The organism is Catellatospora sp. NPDC049111 (genome assembly GCF_040648615.1).
Classification (GTDB): domain Bacteria; phylum Actinomycetota; class Actinomycetes; order Mycobacteriales; family Micromonosporaceae; genus Catellatospora; species Catellatospora aurea.
Genome location: NZ_JBEZEB010000063.1, coordinates 1 through 15,773, shown reverse-complemented (window position 1 = coordinate 15,773; position 15,773 = coordinate 1). Strand labels below are relative to the sequence as shown.

Below are 15,773 nucleotides of genomic sequence, written 5' to 3'. Positions count from 1 at the left end.
AGATCCGCCGACTTGCCTGGCACCTGTGCGAATGGACCGTCAAGATACGCACACCTGCCAGGCAAGTCGAGCGATCTTGACCGACCGGAGGGGTCAGGTGAGGGCTTTGGCTAGTTCTATGCGGGAGCGGATGTTGAGGCGGGCGAAGATGTTGCGCATGTGGTGGTCGACGGTGCGGGGGGACAGGAAGAGCTGAGCGGCGACCTCGCGGTTGGTCGCGCCGTCGCAGACCAGGCGGGCGATCTGGAGCTGCTGGGCGGTCAGGACGTCGGCGGCGCGTACGGCGGGGGCGTCGACGGCCTCGCCGGCCGCGCGCAGTTCGGCGCGGGCCTGGTCGGCCCAGGCGGGGGCGTCGAGCTGGGTGAAGGTCTCCAGGGCGCGGTGCAGGTGCTCGCGGGCGTCGCGGGGACGGCGGGCGCGGCGCAGCTCCTGGCCGTACAGCAGCTCGGTGCGGGCCTGCTCGAAGTCGGCCTCCCCGGCCAGGTGCAGGGCGAGCGCCTGCTGGAAGTGCTCCTCGGCCTCGGCGCTGCCGCGCGGGGCGAGCAGCGCGTGGCAGCGCGCCGACAGCGCCCGGCGCACCGGGTCGCCGGTCGACGACGCCCACAGGTCGAACCCGGCCAGCGCGGCCACGGCCTGTTCCCGGTCGTCGGCCCGGACCGCCGCCTCGACCAGCCACGGCGTGGCCATGGCCTGCACCACGATGTGGCCGCGGCCGGTGACGGGGCAGGCGATCGCGGCGATGCGGGCGACCGTGTCGGCGGGGCGGCCCGCGATCAGGTCGAGCACCGCCAGCGCCCACTGGCTCAGCGCCTTGGGGCGGTTGACCTGCCCGGTGCCGGGCGCGACCTCGATGTCGCGGATGTGCCGCAGGGCCTGCTCGCGGTCGCCGCGGATGGCGCACAGCACGGCCAGCATCGCCTGGTGGTCCCCGGCGTAGTTGCCCTGCCCGCAGGCCCGTGCGGCGCGCAGCCCGTGCAGGCTGGTGGCCGCGGCGGCGTCGTAGCGGCCGAGCCAGTACTCGGCGTACGCGGTCATCTCCAGGGCCAGTGGCAGCGCGGACACGTCGCCGCTGTCCCGCGCGACCTCGACCGCGCGGGCGGCCAGCCGGTGCGCGCCGACATCGTCGGCCAGCAGCAGCGCGGCGGCGCTGGCGCAGGTCAGCGGGGCCGCGCTGTCCAGGATCTCGCCGAGTTCGACGACGCGCCGCAGCGGGCGGATCGCGCGGTGGTGCCGGCCGCCGAAGGTGTACGCGAACCCGGCGATGTGCTCGAAGACGACCTCCAGCTCCGGCGGGTCGTCGGGGCGGCGCAGCGCCGCGGCCCGGCTCGCCACCTCGGCGTATCGCGGGTAGTCGCCGGAGAAGCACACGGCCTCCCCGGCCCGCATCAGTGCCAGCACGGCCAGTTCGCGTTCGGACCCGGCGAGCCGGTCGGCGATGGTCAGCAGCGACTCGGCGGCGTTCGCGGTGGCCCCGGCACGCAGCTCGATCTCGCCGGACAGCACCTCGCTCTCGGCGGACACCACCCGGTCCCGGGCCGCCGGGCGGGCCCGGCGCAGCAGGCTGCGGGCCCGCCCGGCGCTGCCGGACTGCCACGCGTACCGGGCGGCGGTGACGAGCCGGTGGGCCGCTCCCCCGGGTTCGGTGGTGAGCTGCGCGGCGTGCTCCAGGGCGGTGGAGGCGCGCGAGTAGCCGCCGCCGGTGGCCGCCTCCTCCAGCTCCTCGGCCAGCTCGGCGTCGGGGCCGTGGGCGGCGGCGGCCAGGTGCACGGCGCGGCGCAGCCGTTCGGTGTCGGCGTCGAGGATCTGCGCCAGGTGCAGGTGCGCGGCACGGCGCTGGGCCAGGGGCGCTTCCTCGTACGCCAACGCGCGGGCGATGGGCTGCGGGAACACGATGCCGCCCCGGCTGACCCGGACCAGCCCGCCGCGTTCGGCGGGGGTGAGCGCGGCGATGTCCACCCCGGAGCTGTGCGCGGCCCGCATCAGGCCCGCGGCGTCGGTCTCCTCGTCGGCCGCGGCGAGCAGCAGCAGCCAGCGCGTGTCCGGCGCGAGCCGGTCCAGCCGCGCCCGGTAGGTGCGCAGCAGCGCGCTGTCCACGGGCAGCCGGGTCGGCAGCGGGGCCTCCCCGGCGAGCTGGCTGTCGCTGAGCGAGACGGCGAGATCGGTGAGCGCGCGCGGGTTGCCGCCGCCGAGCGCGGCCAACGCGGCCAGCACCTCGTCGCCGACCGTGGCACGGCGAGCAAGGTCGCCGAGGCCCGCGGCGTCGGCCGGCGCCGTCCCTGTCGTGGTCCGGGTGCCCGGATCAGCGGGCGTCCACTGCGGATGGCCGTCACCGGTCCGGCCGGATTCGTGCAGGAGGTCGGCGAGCATGGCACGGCCGGACGCCGGGTCCAGCGGGCCGAGCGCGACTCGCGGCACGCCGTTGAGCGGCAGGTCGCCGGTGGCGGTCAGCAGCAGCGTGACGCGGTGCGCGCCCACCCGGCGGGCGGTGAAGGCGATGGCGTCCAGCGAGGGCCGGTCCAGCGCGTCGGCATCGTCGACGCAGCACAGCACGGGGTGTTCCCGGCCGAGCGTGGCCAGCAGCGTGAGCACGGCCATGGACAGGGCGAGCCGGTCGTCGGCGGCGCAGCCCTCGCCGGACAGCGCCCGGGTGAGCGCCCGCGCCTGGTGGGCGGGCAGGTCCGCGATCCGGTCGACGACGGGCTGGAGCAGGCTCTGCAGCCCGGCGTACGGCAGGTCGGACTCCTCGTCCAGGCCGGTGGCCCACAGGCGCACGGTTCCGTCCGGGGTGGTGGCCGCCGCGTGGCGCAGCAGAGCGGTCTTGCCGCCGCCCAGGTCGCCGTGCAGGAGCAGGGCCGCGCCGAGGCCGCCGGCCGCGCCCGCCTGAAGCTGGGCGATCGCCTGCTGCTCACGGTCCCGGCCGCGCAGCCTTGGTATGTGCACTGTCGATGCATTTACCATGCCGACAGTGTTACCTATAAGTAACGGCTTTGGAAAGACGCGGATCGTGCCGCTTATGCCATCCCCGACGCCATCGCGGTCAGCAGCAGTGCGGTGACGGTGCGCACCATGACGCCGCGAGCCGCGTCGACGTCCAGGTCGAGCCCGTCGAGCAGCATCGACCAGGCCGGCCACATGGTGGACGCGATCAGCGCGGCGAGCAGCTGCTCCCGTCCCGGACCGGCCATCTCCAGCTCGGGGGCGAACAGCACGGACACCTCGTCGCGTACCCGCTCGATGTGCTTGAGCCGGTTGCGGCGCAGCTGCGCCGAGACCGGCTCGCGCATCGCCGCGGCGCGCGCCATCGGCGCGATCAGCTGCAGCAGCTCGGCCCGCTGGCGGCAGTACTCCTCCACCCGCCGGTTCAGCGGCAGCGACGGGTCCACGGGCCGGTAGGCCGCGTCCTGGCGGGCGAGCACCCGCACGCCGCTGGCCTCGAACAGGGTCTCCATGTCGGAGAAGTTGGTCCACAGCGCACGCAGCGAGACCCCGGCCCGCTCGGCGATGCGCTCACCGGTCGGCCGCAGGTCACCCTCCGTGATGAGCGCGAGATGCGCATCGACGATGGCGGCCCGGGTGCGCTCGGCACGGGCGGTGCGCCCGTCGACCCTGCCCTCGGCGCCGGTCCTGCTCATACCGCTCCCGCCAACCTCGCCGCGGCCCCACCGGCCGCGCTCACCGAACGTGCACGCAGAGTGTAGTCGCGCCGCCCACGACCCGGACCGGCCGCTCGCCGCCGTCCCACTACCGGGAAGGTGACGCCGGGCTCTGGCCTCACGAGCCCGACAGCCGGCGTTCGAGCTCCTGCTGCAGCCGGTTCATGCCGCGCAGCCACCGGTCGGGGTCGGCGGCCCGCCGCTCGTAGAAGGCGGCGACCTCGGCGTGCGGCAGCACCAGGAAGGCGTCTCCGCCCAGCGCGGCCACGACGGCCTCGGCGCACTCCTCGGCACTGATCGCGCCCGGGTCCAGCAGCACGCTGCCACCGGGGCCGGACGACTCCAGCATCGGCGTGCGCACGCCCTGCGGGCACAGCGCCTGCACGACGATCCCGCGGTGGGCGTACGTGGCCCGCAGCCACTCCGCGTGCGCCACGGCCGCGTGCTTGGTGACCGCGTACGGCGCGTTGCCCAGCATCGTCAGCAGTCCCGCCGCGGACGCCGTCACCAGCAGGCGGCCGCTGCCGGCGGCCAGCCAGCTCGGCAGCAGCGCCTGCGCGGCCAGCACGTGCGACTGCACGTTGACCCGCCAGGCCAGGTCCCACGCCGCGGCCCCGTCGGCGGGCGGCGCGACCCCGGCGTTGGCACAGAACAGATCCAGCGCGCCGAAGGACTCCCACGCGTAGTCCACCAGCGCGGCGACCTGCGCCTCGTCGGCGACGTCGGCGGGGAACGCCCGCCCGCCGGTCTCGTCGGCGACGCGCTGGGCCGCGCCGGGGTCACGATCGTTGACGACCACGCGGGCGCCGGCCGCGGCGAAGCGGCGGGCCATCGCGGCGCCGATGCCCGAGCCGGCGCCGGTGACGACGACCGCTGCGCCGTCGAGATCGAGGGCGGTCACGTGGACTCCATCCAGGTGGGTTAGTTGCACTAGCAGTGCCGATATTAGGCACCGCCGCGCGGGCGGTCAACGGACCACAGCCATGGTGACATGCCCCACCTGGCGCGGCATTGACAGGGCCATACTGAAAGATGCAGCTTGAGTGCACAAAGATAGCCGTACTCGTGAAAGGACCCGACCGTGCCTGAAGCTGTGGTGGTCGCCGCGGCCCGCTCCCCCATCGGCCGCGCCAACAAGGGCTCGCTGGCCACGAAACGCCCCGACGACCTGGCCGCCGACATCGTGCGCGCGGCCCTGGACCAGGTGCCCGCCCTGGACCCGCGCGAGATCGGCGACCTGGTGCTCGGCTGCGGCCAGCCCGCGGGCGTCCAGGGCCACAACCTCGGCCGGGTGGTCGCCACCATGCTGGGCTTCGACCACCTGCCCGGCACCACCGTCAACCGGTACTGCTCGTCCTCGCTGCAGACCACCCGGATGGCGCTGCACGCGATCCGGGCCGGCGAGGGCGACGTGTTCCTCTCCGTCGGCGTCGAGTCGGTGTCGCACTACGGCCTCGGCCGCAGCGACGGCATGCCGGGCACCCGCAACGAGGTGTACGCGCCCGCGCTGGCGCGTACCGAACGCCGGGCCGCTGTCGACGCGCCCACCTGGCACGATCCGCGCGAGGACGGAGAGCTGCCCGACGTCTACATCGCGATGGGCCAGACCGCCGAGAACGTCTCCCAGCTCAAGGGCGTCTCCCGCGAGCTGCAGGACGAGTTCGCCTGCCGCTCCCAGAACCTGGCCGAGCAGGCGGTCAAGGACGGCTTCTGGGCGCGCGAGATCACCCCGGTCACCCTGCCCGACGGCACCGTGGTCAGCGCCGACGACGGCCCGCGCGCGGGGGTCACGCTGTCCGCGCTGGCCGGGCTCGCGCCCGTGTTCCGCCCCGACGGCACCGTCACCGCGGGCAACTGCTGCCCGCTCAACGACGGCGCGGCGGCGCTGGTCATCATGTCCGACGTCCGCGCCGCGGAACTCAGCATCACCCCGCTGGCCCGGATCGTCTCCACCGGCCTGTCCGCCCTGTCCCCCGAGATCATGGGCCTCGGCCCGGTGGAGGCCTCGAAGCAGGCTCTCGCCCGCGCCGGGATGTCCATCCGCGACGTCGACCTCGTCGAGATCAACGAGGCGTTCGCCGCCCAGGTCGTCCCCAGCGCCGCCGAACTCGGCATCGACTGGGACAAGCTCAACGTCAACGGCGGAGCGATCGCCGTCGGCCACCCCTTCGGCATGACCGGCGCCCGCATCACCACCACCCTGCTCAACTCCCTGGCCTGGCACGACAAGTCCATCGGCCTGGAGACCATGTGCGTCGGTGGCGGCCAGGGCATGGCCATGGTCCTCGAACGCCTCTCCTGACCCCGCCCACCCCACCGGCCCGGCATGCCTGCGCATGCCGGGCCGGTGCTCACCGGGCGTCGATCATGAAGTTAGGCCGGTGACACGCCGTCGAGCCGTGCCACAAGTTCATGATCGACGCGGAAGGGGGTCGGTCAGGCCGCTGCCGGGATGGTGTTGGCGGTGGGGGCCGGGCGTTCTTCCTTGTACTCGTTGACGGGGCCGGCGGCGGAGTCGGTCTCGTAGACGGGGCCGAAGAACTCCTGGTTGCCGGCGGTCACCTTGGTGAGCTTGCCGCCGCCCATGCCTGCGTGGTTGTCCTTGCTGTAGCGGAACGGGGCGAGGCCGGGGCCCTTGAAGCCGCCCTTCTCGATCGCGGCGAGCAGGCCCTCGCGGGTGAGATCCTTGCCGGCCGCCTGGAGCGACTGCACGAACAGGTACGCCACCGACATGCCGTACACGGTGTTGCCGTTGAACGGGGCGCTGCCGTTGTACTGGTCGTGGATCTTCTTGAAGGCCGCGGTCCACGGGTCGCTCATGTCCACCGGCGACGGCAGGTTGGAGATGCCGACCATGCCCTCCAGCAGGACCTTGCCCGCACCGAGCACCTTGGACAGGGTCAGGTAGTCCGAGCCGACGTTCGACACGACCCACGCCGGCTTGAAGCCGAGGCGGGCGGCGGTGCCCATGGACAGCGCGGTGAAGCCCGGCACGGTGGCCAGCACGACGACCTCGCAGCCGGCCGCCTTCAGGGCGCCGATCTGGGGGGCGACGTTCTGGTTGCTGGTGACGTACTTCTCCTTGGCGACCACGGCGCCCGCGCCGAGCACCTGCTCGACGCCGACCAGGCTGTCCCGGCCGAAGTCGTCGTCCTGGCCCATGAAGCAGACCTTCTTGCCCGCGTGGGTGGCCTTGATGTGGGTGGCCAGGATCTTGCCCTCGACGGTGTAGTCGGTGTTGAACCCGAACGTGCCCGGGTACTTGTCCGGCTGGTTCCAGCTGCGGCTGCCCGAGGCGACGAACAGGTCCGGCACCCGGTTGGTCTTCAGGAAGTCCAGCACGCCGGTGTGGGTCGGGGTGCCCAGGCCGTTGAGGATGGCGAAGACCTTGTCCTCCAGGACCAGCTTGCGCACCACGGTCTGGGTGTTGGCCGGGTTGTAGCCGTCGTCCATGAACTTGTACGTGATCTTGCGGCCGTGCACCCCGCCGTTGGCGTTGACGTAGTCGAAGTACGCCTTGCTCGCCGGGGCGATCTCGGAGTAGCCGGCCGCGGCGGGACCGGTCAGCGGCATGTGCGAGCCGATCACGATCTCGCTCGCGGTCACGCCGGGCACCTCGGCCGGCGGGGTGTTCGCGTCCTCGCTGCAGGCCGCGACAGCCGTGAGCAGCACGGCGGCCGTGGCGAGCGAGAGCCCGCGTCGGGTCAGGGCGTTCATCAGTGACACCGGTCCTTCCGTCACGCTTACATTGATGATTATCGATATAACAGGGGTGGAGCGGTTGGTACGGTGGTGCGGCCGTGAGATCAGCGGGCAGGCGCCCGCCGCCGGGCCCTCGCGCCGATCCGGCGCAGCAGGCCCTGCACGCCGCCCGGGGCGGCGATCATCACGACGATCAGGGTCAGCCCGAAGACGGCCAGCGGGAGGTTGCCCTCCAACCGCTGCGCCGCCGCGGGCGACAGGGAGACCAGCATCGTGCTGTCGTGGGTGAGGTCGGGCAGCGCCACGAGCAGGATCGCCCCCCACACCGCGCCCGACAGGCTGCCCAGGCCGCCGATCACCACGGCCATCAGCAGGAACAGCGACAGGGTCAGCGAGAACGCGCCCGGCGAGACGCTCTGCGCCAACAGCGCCATCAGCCCGCCGCCGAGCCCGGCGCTGGCCGCGCTCACCACGAACGCCAGCACCTGGGTACGCGCCACGTGGATGCCGGACAGCCGGGCGGCCACCTCGTCGTCGCGTACCGCGCGCAGGTTGCGCCCGACCCGGCTGCGCACCAGGTTGGCCAGCAGCAGCATGGTCAGCAGCGCGCCGCACAGCGCGACCCAGGCCTGCCAGCGCTCGTTCGGGAAGTACAGCCCGAGCGACAGCGGCGGCGGCTCCACGGCCACGGACAGGCCCTGCTCGCTGTTGAAGACCTCGTCGAAGGTGACCGTCGCGGCGGGCACCGCGATCGCCACCGCGAGGGTCACGCCGGCCAGGTACGGGCCGCGCAGCCGGGCGGCGGCCAGCCCGATGACCGCACCGGCGGCCATGGTGACCAGCACCCCCAGCGCCAGCGACAGCGGCAGCACCTGGTTGCCGGTGATCCCCCGGTCGGCGAGCGCGTTCTGGGTCAGCGCCACGGTGTACGCCCCGACCGCCATCAGCGCGCCGTGCCCCAGCGACAGCTGCCCGTTCATGCCGACCAGCAGCGTCAGCCCGGCCGTCGCGCACAGGTAGGCGGCGACCGTGGCCAGCTGGAAGTTGCGGAACGGGTCGAGCTGCTGGGTCAGCAGGAACAGCACGACCCCGGCGAGCACGGTGAGCAGCAGGTGACGCAGCAGCGTCGACCGGTTCAGGAAGCCCGTCACAGTATTCATGCCTGCCTCGCCACGGTGCTGGAGAAGAGGCCGCCGGGGCGGACCAGCAGCACCGCGAGCAGCAGCACGAGCACTGCCATCGGGGTGACGTCGCTGCCCAGGTAGCCGCTGACGTACGAGAGGATCAGACCGACGGTCAGGCCGCCGACCACCGCGCCGGGTGGGCTGTCCAAGCCGCCGACCACCGCGGCGGTGAACGCGGACACGAAGACCAGGTCCATGGCGTGTGGGTGCAGGCCCAGCTCGGTGGGGATGACCAGCAGCGCGGCGAGCGCGCCGACCGCCGAGGCCAGCGCCCAGCCGAGCGTCAGCATGCCGCCGACGTTGACGCCGAGCAGCCGCGACACCTCGGGGGCGAAGGCCGAGGCCCGCATGCGCAGGCCGACGGAGGTACGCGTGAACAGCAGCGCGAGCCCGATCAGCACCAGCAGCACCGCCCCGAAGACGAACAGGTCGTATCGCGACAGCAGCGGCACGTCGCCGACGCTCAGCGCAGTACGGCTGAACGGGGTGCCCGCGGGCAGGAACTCGTTGCCGTACACCATGCCCAGCACCGCCTGCAGCACCAGCACCAGGCCCAGCGCGACGATCACCTCGGACAGCGGCGAGGCGTGGTCCACGAAACGCATCACCGCCCGCTCGACGACGACGCCGATCAGCAGCCCGCCGAGCAGCGCCGCGGCGAAGCCCAGCCAGTACGAGCCGGTCGCCGTGGTGACGCTGTAACCGGCGTACGCCGCGGCCACCGCCATCGCGCCCTGGGCGAAGTTGACGATGCGCGCGGCCCGCCAGATCAGCACCAGGGCCAGCGCGAACGCGGCCAGCACCGCCCCCTTGGACAGGCCGTCGAACGTGAGGAACACGAAGCGGTCCAACGGATACCTCCTTCTAGCTCTTGTCCGGGCGGGCTCAGAAGCCCAGGTAGGCGTGGCGCAGTTCCTCGTCGTCGCGCAGCCGGTCGGCGCTGGTCGCGGTGACGATCCGGCCGAGCGACATGACCACGGCCTCGTCGGCGACCGACAGCGCGCTGCGCACGTTCTGCTCCACCAGCAGCACGGTCAGCCCGGTGGTGTCGCGCAGCTGGCGCAGCAGCGCCATGATCTGGGCGATGACGCGGGGCGCGAGGCCCAACGACGGCTCGTCGAGCAGCAGCAGTTTCGGCCGGGCGACCAGGGCGCGGCCCAGCGCCAGCATCTGCCGCTCGCCGCCGGAGAGCTGGTGCCCGGCGCTACGGCGGCGCTGTGCGAGCGGCTCGAACAGCTCGTACACCTCGGTCAGTGCCTTGGCCGCGTCGGCGCGATCACGCCGCCACAGCCCGCCGAGTCGCAGGTTCTCGTCGACGGTCAGCTCGGCGACCACGCCGCGGCCCTCGGGCACGTGCGCCATGCCCCGGCGCACCAACTGCTCCACCGGCACGTCGCGCAGCGGCCGGCCGCCGTAGACGACCTCGCCGCCGCTCGGCTTGACCAGCCCGGACAGGGTACGCAGCAGCGTGGTCTTGCCCGCGCCGTTGGCCCCGAGCACCGCCGCGATGGTCCCGGCCCGCACGGTGAGGTCGACCTCCTGCAGTACGGGCGCCGCGCCGTACCCGGCGGTCAGGCCGTTGACCTGCAGGATCACGTCGTCAGCGGTCATGCCGAAGCCTCCTGGCGGCTGGTGGGCGGGGTGGCCGCGTCGGCCTCGGCCCCGAGGTAGGCCTCGGCGACCGCGGGATCGTCGCGCACCTCCTGCGGGGTGCCGGTGGCGATGAGCCGTCCGAAGTCGAGCACCGCGATCCGGTCGCAGACCTGCATCACCAGGTCCATGTGGTGCTCGACCAGCATCACCGAGCAGCCCGCCTCGGCCGGCAGCGTCGTGATCAGCGCGGCCAGCTCCTCGATGTCCTGCGCGCCCAGCCCGCCCGCGGGCTCGTCGAGCAGCAGCAGGCGGGGGCGGCCGGCCAGCGCGCGGGCCAGCGCGACGCGCTTGCCGACCGCGTAGGGCAGGGTGCCGGGCAGCGCTTTGGCGTACGCCGCGACGTCGAATCGGTCGAGCAGCGCCAGCGCCTCATCGCGCAGCCGCCGCTCATCGCGGTCGCTGCGGGGAAGGCCGAGCAGTCCGGAGAAGAAGCCGGCGCGCGCGGTGCAGGTCGCGCCCGCCATCACGTTCTCCAGCACGGTCAGCCCGCGGAACAGGCCGACGCCCTGCAGCGTGCGGGCGATGCCGAGGCCGGCCAGCCGGTGCGGGGCGGGCGTCAGGCGTTCGCCGTTGAGTTCGAGGGTGCCCGAGGTCGGCCGGACCAGCCCGCAGACCACGTTGAACAGCGTGGTCTTGCCCGCCCCGTTCGGGCCGATGACCCCGACGACCTGCCCGGGGGCCACCTCCAGCGACACGTCGTCGAGCGCGGTGAGCCCGCCGAAGCGCACCCCGATGCCCCGCAGGAACAGGCTGTGGCCTGCCGCGTGTGTCTGCCCGGAAGGCGGTCTCATCGTCACCTCTACAGGTCGGTCGGGGTCGATATGAGGGAGGGCTAAGTTATTACACTAGGAGTGTAGGTTTGGGAAACCGCTCGTCAATACCCTTGTTACGACCCCGTGACCTCACTGCGCGAAGCAGTTCAAATCACGTGATCCACGGGTACCGCCAAGCCCGGCGCCCACTCCGGACACCGCCCAGTCGATCTTTATTTGCACGCCCGGTGAAGCAACCTCCGCGCCGCGTCCTGCAGTTTCGGGGAAACTGCAGGAATCACGGTGGGCTTTCGTGCACTTTCCTGGAAACCGCAGGCCGTCAGGCCGGCGCGAGGTCGGCGAGGGCGGCCAGCGCCGCTCGGTGGTGGGCGGCGGTGCCGTAGGCGACGGCGGCGCTCTTGGCCCGTTTCAGGTAGAGGTGGGCCGGGTGCTCCCAGGTGAAGCCGATGCCGCCGTGCATCTGCACGCACTCCTCCGCCGCGCGCACCGCGAGCGGGCCGTTGTGCGCCTGGGCCAGCGACGCCGCCAACCGCGCGTCCGGATCGCCCTGCGCCACGGCCGCTGCGGCATACCGCGCCACCGCCCGCGCCTGGACCAGCTCCACCCACAGGTCGGCGAGCCGGTGCTTGAGCGCCTGGAACGAGCCGACCGGCCGCCCGAACTGGTACCGGGTGCGCAGGTGCTCCACCGTCGTGTCCAGACACCACTGGGCCAGCCCGAGCTGCTCCGAAGCCAGCAGCACCGCACCCGCGACCAGCGCCGAGTCCAGTGCCGACGTGGCCCGGTCTCCCGCCGCCAGCAGCCGGGCGGGTGCGTTCCACATCGCGAGGTCGCACAGCGGCCGGGTCTCGTCCAGCGACACCACCGCCGTCCGCCGCAGTCCAGGAGCGTCCGCGTCGACCGCGAACAGCGACCCGCCGGCGGGCACGATCAGGACCGTCGCCCGCAACGCGTCGGCGACGCCGCTGACCGTGCCGTTGAGCAGCGGACTGCCGTCCCCGGCCGTGGACACCTCGACATCCGGCAGCCGTTGCCCGGCCGGGCCGACGTCGAACGGCAGGGCCGGTGCGACGATCCCGCCGCCGGCCAGCTCACGCAGCAGGTCGCTCTCGCCGAGGTGCAGCAGGAGCTGCGTGGCGACGGCGGTGCCGAGGTAGGGCACGGGCGCGGCGGCGCGGCCGAGTTCCTCCAGCACCACTGCGGTCTCGGCGAGCGTCGCGCCCGCGCCGCCCAGGTGCTCGGGCACGGCGAGAGCCGCCAGCCCGGTCTCCACGGACAGCAGCCGCCACAGGTCGGCATCGTCCGGCTCGGGGCTCTCGGCGACCTGGAGCACCCGCGCCCAGCCGGCGTGGTCGGCGAGCATCGCGCGCACCGAGTCGCGCAGCTGCTCCTGCTCTTCGGTGTAGCGCAGGTCGAGGGTCATCGGGGCAGGTCCTTCCAGGCGACGCCGGTGTCCTGACGCGGTTCGGCGGGCAGGCCGAGCACCCGCTCGGCGACGATGTTGCGCAGCACCTCGGAGGTGCCGCCCTCGATGGAGTTGCCCTTGGCGCGCAGCCACCGGTAGGTGGGGCCGCGGCCGATCAGGTCCAGCTCCTCGGGGCGGTCGGCGCGCCAGTGGTCGTGGCGCAGGCCCTCCGCGCCGAGCAGTTCCACCTCGGTGCCGGAGATCTGCTGGGTGAGCGCGGCGAAGGCGAGCTTCATCGCCGAACCCTCCGGGCCGGGCTCGCCCGCGGCCAGCTGCTGGCGCAGCCGGAGGCCGGTCAGCCGCAGCGCCTCGGCGCGCACCCACAGCCGCAGCACCTCGTCGTGCAAGGCCGGGCTGCGCAACTCGGGCCGCTGCCGCCAGGTGCGGGCCAGCACGCCGATCATCCCGCCCTCGCGGGGCAGCGCAGCCCCGCCGATGGCGACGCGTTCGTTCATCAGCGTGGTACGGGCCACCGCCCAGCCTTCGCCGACCGCGCCGAGCCGCAGCTCGTCGCCGAGGCGTACACCCGACAGGAAGACCTCGTTGAACTCGGCCTCGCCGGTGGCCTGCCGCAGCGGGCGCACCTCGACGCCGGGGGCGTGCATGTCGCACAGGAAGTAGGTCAGCCCGGCGTGCTTGGCCACGGCCGGATCGGTGCGGGCGAGCAGGATGCCCCAGCGCGCCTGGTGCGCCATCGACGTCCACACCTTCTGCCCGTCGATCACCCAGCCGTCGCCGTCGCGTACCGCACGGGTGGCGACGCCGGCCAGGTCGGACCCGGCGCCGGGCTCGCTGAACAGCTGGCACCAGACCTCCTCGGCGGTCCACAGCGGACGCAGGAAGCGTTCGCGCTGCTCGGCCGTGCCGTGGCGCAGGATGGTCGGGGCGGCCATGCCCAGGCCGATGCCGATGCGGCGCGGGCTGTTGTCCGGCGCGCCCGCCGCGGCGAAGCGCTGGTCCACCACGGGTTGCAGCACCCTCGGTGCACCGAGCCCGCCCAGCCCGGCCGGGTAGTGCACCCAGGCCAGCCCGGCGTCGAACCGGGCGCGCAGGAACTCCAGCCGGTCACCGGCCGGATCGTGCCCGGCCAGGAAGCCGTCGACCCGTTCCCGCAGGCTCTCGGCCGTCACCGGCTCCGCCACGCTCGCCCCCACCTCGGCCCCCTTCGCCGCAAACTTAATGCACTGCGAGTGCAATATAAGCGCGGGACGACGGCTGCGGAAGGGGGTGGCCACCGGCGATGATCGCGAGTCGCAAGACCGGTGATTTCGCCGATGTCTCCGGCGCGTTACGACCGGACAGTGTCCTGATTACCCAGCGTGCTCCCCGGCGCCGCCGATCGTCGCCGGGACGGGGCGAGAGGAGACGTCAGGTGCCTGAACTCGGCGTACGTGCGCAACGGCGGGGATGGCGGTGGCTGCTGCTGATCCCGATCCTGGCCCCGCTGCCGGTCGGCCTCTACAACCGGCTGGAGCCGCAGCTGTGGGGCGTCCCGTTCTTCTACTGGTATCAGATCGGCTGCGCGGTGCTGGCCATGGCGGTCACCACGCTCGTGCACCGGCTGACCCGGGCGGGGCGGTGACCGTGACCGCACGTCAGGTCGAGATCGGTGTATTCGCCGTACTGCTGGGAGCCATGCTGGTGCTCGGCTTCGCCGCCGCGCGCTGGCGGCGGCCGCCCAGCCTGCACTCGCTGGAGGAGTGGGGTGTCGGCGGGCGCGCGTTCGGCAACTGGGTCACCTGGTTCCTGCTCGGCGGCAGCATGTACACCGCCTACACCTACATCGCGGTGCCCGCCCTGGTGTACGGCGTCGGCGCGGCCGGCTTCTTCGCGGTGCCGTTCGCCATCATGACCGCGCCGCTGGCGTACCTGATCAGCACCCGCACCTGGTCGGTCTCGCACGCGCACGGCTTCGTCACCTCGGCCGAGTTCACCCGGGCCCGGTTCGGCTCGCGCGGGCTGGCCGCCCTGGTCGCGGTCACCGGCATCGTGGCGACCATGCCGTACATCGCGGTGCAGCTCGTGGCGCTGCAAGCGGTGATGAAGACGCTCGGGGTCACCGGCGATTGGCCGCTCACCGTCGCGGTGCTCGTCGCGTCGTTCTGCACGTTCCGGTCCGGGCTGCGCGCCCCCGCGCTGCTGTCCATCGCCAAGGACGTGCTGCTGCTGTGGCTGGTGCTGGCGATCGTGCTGCTGGTCGCGATGTCCGGCGGCTGGTCGGCGGCGTTCCGCGGGTCCGGCGAGCGCTTCACCGCCGACGCCTCCCCCGCCAGCGGGCTGCTGCTGCCGGAGGGCGGCTGGCTCGGCTACCTGACCCTGGTGCTCGGCTCCGCGCTGGCCATCTTCGCGTACCCGCACGCGCTGACCGGCATCCTGGCCGCCCGCGACCGGGCCACGGTGCAGCGCAACGCCGCCGCGCTGCCGGTGTACTGCCTGGCGCTGGGGCTGGTCGCGATGCTCGGCTTCTTCGCGATCGGGCAGGGCGTGCGGCCGGTCGGCGGGGACCTGAACACGGTCGTGCCGCAGCTGTTCCACGAGGTCTTCCCAGCCTGGTGCGCGGGCATCGCGTACGCCGCCGTCGGCGTGGCCGCGCTGATCCCGGCCGCGGTCATGTCGATCGCCGCCGCGAACCTGTTCACCCGCTCCATCTACCGCGAATACCTGCGCCCCGGCGCGTCGCCGCGTGAGGAGGCCCGGGTCAGCCGCTGGGTGTCGCTGCTGGCCAAGTTCGGCGCGCTCGTCTTCATCCTGCTGCTGGACCCGCAGTTCTCCATCGAGTTCCAGCTCATCGGCGGCGTCATCGTGCTGCAGACGGTGCCCGCCGTGGTGCTCGGCCTGTGGACGAACTGGTTCCACCGCTGGGCGCTGGCCGCGGGCCTGCTCGGCGGCCTGGCCACCGGCCTGTTCCTGCTCTACCTCGTCCCACAGCGGGCCCCCGACGGCCGCATCGTCAAGGCCCACTTCGGCGGCTCCAACCTGCCGCTGTCCCAGCTCGGCCTCGACAGCCGCTCCGCCGTCTACACCGGCCTGATCGCCCTGGCCGTGAACCTCGTCATCGTCGTCGCCGCCACCCTCCTGCTCCGCGCCCTGCGCGTCCCCGCCGGCGTCGACGCCACGAGCCCCGCCGACTACTACGCCGACGCGACCACCACCGCCACGACCACTCCCCGCCACTCCGACACCCTGCTCGACGGCCCGTCCCGCCCCCGCGTGGGCGCCCACGCCGCCCGCTGAGAGCGAAAGGAAGGGCACCTTCACATCGCTCCGCGATGTGAAGGTGCCAGATCGGAAGAGCGTCGGGTTGGGAAAGAGTGTAACCACGGGAGTGTATATATCGGTGGTC

13 protein-coding genes are annotated in these 15,773 nt (G+C 73.1%); 3 read left to right on the top strand and 10 right to left on the bottom strand.

The annotated features are described in order from the left end of the window. Positions 1 to 93: 93 nt before the first annotated feature. The 3 genes from AB0B66_RS41425 to AB0B66_RS41415 form a co-directional block, all read right to left on the bottom strand. Positions 94 to 2,940, bottom strand: coding sequence for a LuxR C-terminal-related transcriptional regulator (locus AB0B66_RS41425; RefSeq protein ID WP_360540732.1), 2,847 nt, complete (start codon positions 2,938 to 2,940; stop codon positions 94 to 96). 71 nt (positions 2,941 to 3,011) lie between these two features. Continuing rightward, positions 3,012 to 3,632 (bottom strand): TetR/AcrR family transcriptional regulator, encoded by a 621-nt coding sequence (locus AB0B66_RS41420; protein ID WP_360540730.1) that lies wholly within the window; start codon positions 3,630 to 3,632, stop codon positions 3,012 to 3,014. Positions 3,633 to 3,771: 139 nt separating this feature from the next. Beyond that, the gene (locus AB0B66_RS41415; RefSeq protein ID WP_360540728.1) at positions 3,772 to 4,554 is read right to left on the bottom strand and encodes an SDR family oxidoreductase; all 783 of its coding nucleotides are present in this window, start codon (positions 4,552 to 4,554) and stop codon (positions 3,772 to 3,774) included. 180 nt (positions 4,555 to 4,734) lie between these two features. Here AB0B66_RS41415 and AB0B66_RS41410 point away from each other — a divergent pair, with 180 nt between their 5' ends. Next, positions 4,735 to 5,955 (top strand): acetyl-CoA C-acetyltransferase, encoded by a 1,221-nt coding sequence (locus AB0B66_RS41410; protein ID WP_360540726.1) that lies wholly within the window; start codon positions 4,735 to 4,737, stop codon positions 5,953 to 5,955. A 134-nt stretch (positions 5,956 to 6,089) separates the two neighbouring features. Here the strand turns inward: AB0B66_RS41410 and AB0B66_RS41405 are convergent, their stop codons facing one another. The 7 genes from AB0B66_RS41405 to AB0B66_RS41375 form a co-directional block, all read right to left on the bottom strand. Continuing rightward, positions 6,090 to 7,370: an ABC transporter substrate-binding protein gene (locus AB0B66_RS41405; RefSeq protein WP_360540724.1), complete on the bottom strand. Its 1,281-nt coding sequence runs from the start codon at positions 7,368 to 7,370 to the stop codon at positions 6,090 to 6,092. An 89-nt stretch (positions 7,371 to 7,459) separates the two neighbouring features. Beyond that, positions 7,460 to 8,515, bottom strand: a complete 1,056-nt coding sequence (locus tag AB0B66_RS41400) for a branched-chain amino acid ABC transporter permease (RefSeq protein WP_360540722.1) — start codon at positions 8,513 to 8,515, stop codon at positions 7,460 to 7,462. Beyond that, the gene (locus AB0B66_RS41395; protein ID WP_360540720.1) at positions 8,512 to 9,390 is read right to left on the bottom strand and encodes a branched-chain amino acid ABC transporter permease; all 879 of its coding nucleotides are present in this window, start codon (positions 9,388 to 9,390) and stop codon (positions 8,512 to 8,514) included. Before AB0B66_RS41395 ends, AB0B66_RS41400 begins: the two co-directional genes overlap by 4 nt. Before the next feature lie 34 nt (positions 9,391 to 9,424). Beyond that, on the bottom strand, positions 9,425 to 10,150 hold the full coding sequence (locus tag AB0B66_RS41390) for an ABC transporter ATP-binding protein (protein WP_360540719.1): 726 nt from the start codon (positions 10,148 to 10,150) through the stop codon (positions 9,425 to 9,427). Further along, positions 10,147 to 10,983: an ABC transporter ATP-binding protein gene (locus AB0B66_RS41385; protein ID WP_360540717.1), complete on the bottom strand. Its 837-nt coding sequence runs from the start codon at positions 10,981 to 10,983 to the stop codon at positions 10,147 to 10,149. The genes AB0B66_RS41390 and AB0B66_RS41385 overlap by 4 nt, the downstream gene beginning before the upstream one ends. A gap of 301 nt (positions 10,984 to 11,284) precedes the next feature. After that, positions 11,285 to 12,388 carry an acyl-CoA dehydrogenase family protein gene (locus tag AB0B66_RS41380; protein ID WP_360540715.1) on the bottom strand — a complete coding sequence of 368 codons (1,104 nt, stop codon included), beginning with the start codon at positions 12,386 to 12,388 and terminating at the stop codon, positions 11,285 to 11,287. Beyond that, on the bottom strand, positions 12,385 to 13,572 hold the full coding sequence (locus AB0B66_RS41375; protein ID WP_360540713.1) for an acyl-CoA dehydrogenase family protein: 1,188 nt from the start codon (positions 13,570 to 13,572) through the stop codon (positions 12,385 to 12,387). The genes AB0B66_RS41380 and AB0B66_RS41375 overlap by 4 nt, the downstream gene beginning before the upstream one ends. A gap of 230 nt (positions 13,573 to 13,802) precedes the next feature. Between AB0B66_RS41375 and AB0B66_RS41370 the strand changes: the two genes are divergently transcribed. After that, positions 13,803 to 14,012, top strand: a complete 210-nt coding sequence (locus AB0B66_RS41370) for a DUF3311 domain-containing protein (RefSeq protein ID WP_239167841.1) — start codon at positions 13,803 to 13,805, stop codon at positions 14,010 to 14,012. Positions 14,013 to 14,014: 2 nt separating this feature from the next. Continuing rightward, positions 14,015 to 15,664, top strand: a complete 1,650-nt coding sequence (locus AB0B66_RS41365) for a sodium:solute symporter (protein WP_360540711.1) — start codon at positions 14,015 to 14,017, stop codon at positions 15,662 to 15,664. The last annotated feature ends 109 nt before the right edge of the window (positions 15,665 to 15,773 follow it).

Coding starts and splice junctions, on each gene's coding strand:
- AB0B66_RS41420 (WP_360540730.1), bottom strand. CDS start 3,632: ATGAGCAGGACCGGCGCCGAGGGCAGGGTCGACGGGCGCACCGCCCGT.
- AB0B66_RS41405 (WP_360540724.1), bottom strand. CDS start 7,370: ATGAACGCCCTGACCCGACGCGGGCTCTCGCTCGCCACGGCCGCCGTG.
- AB0B66_RS41400 (WP_360540722.1), bottom strand. CDS start 8,515: ATGAATACTGTGACGGGCTTCCTGAACCGGTCGACGCTGCTGCGTCAC.
- AB0B66_RS41390 (WP_360540719.1), bottom strand. CDS start 10,150: ATGACCGCTGACGACGTGATCCTGCAGGTCAACGGCCTGACCGCCGGG.
- AB0B66_RS41385 (WP_360540717.1), bottom strand. CDS start 10,983: ATGAGACCGCCTTCCGGGCAGACACACGCGGCAGGCCACAGCCTGTTC.
- AB0B66_RS41380 (WP_360540715.1), bottom strand. CDS start 12,388: ATGACCCTCGACCTGCGCTACACCGAAGAGCAGGAGCAGCTGCGCGAC.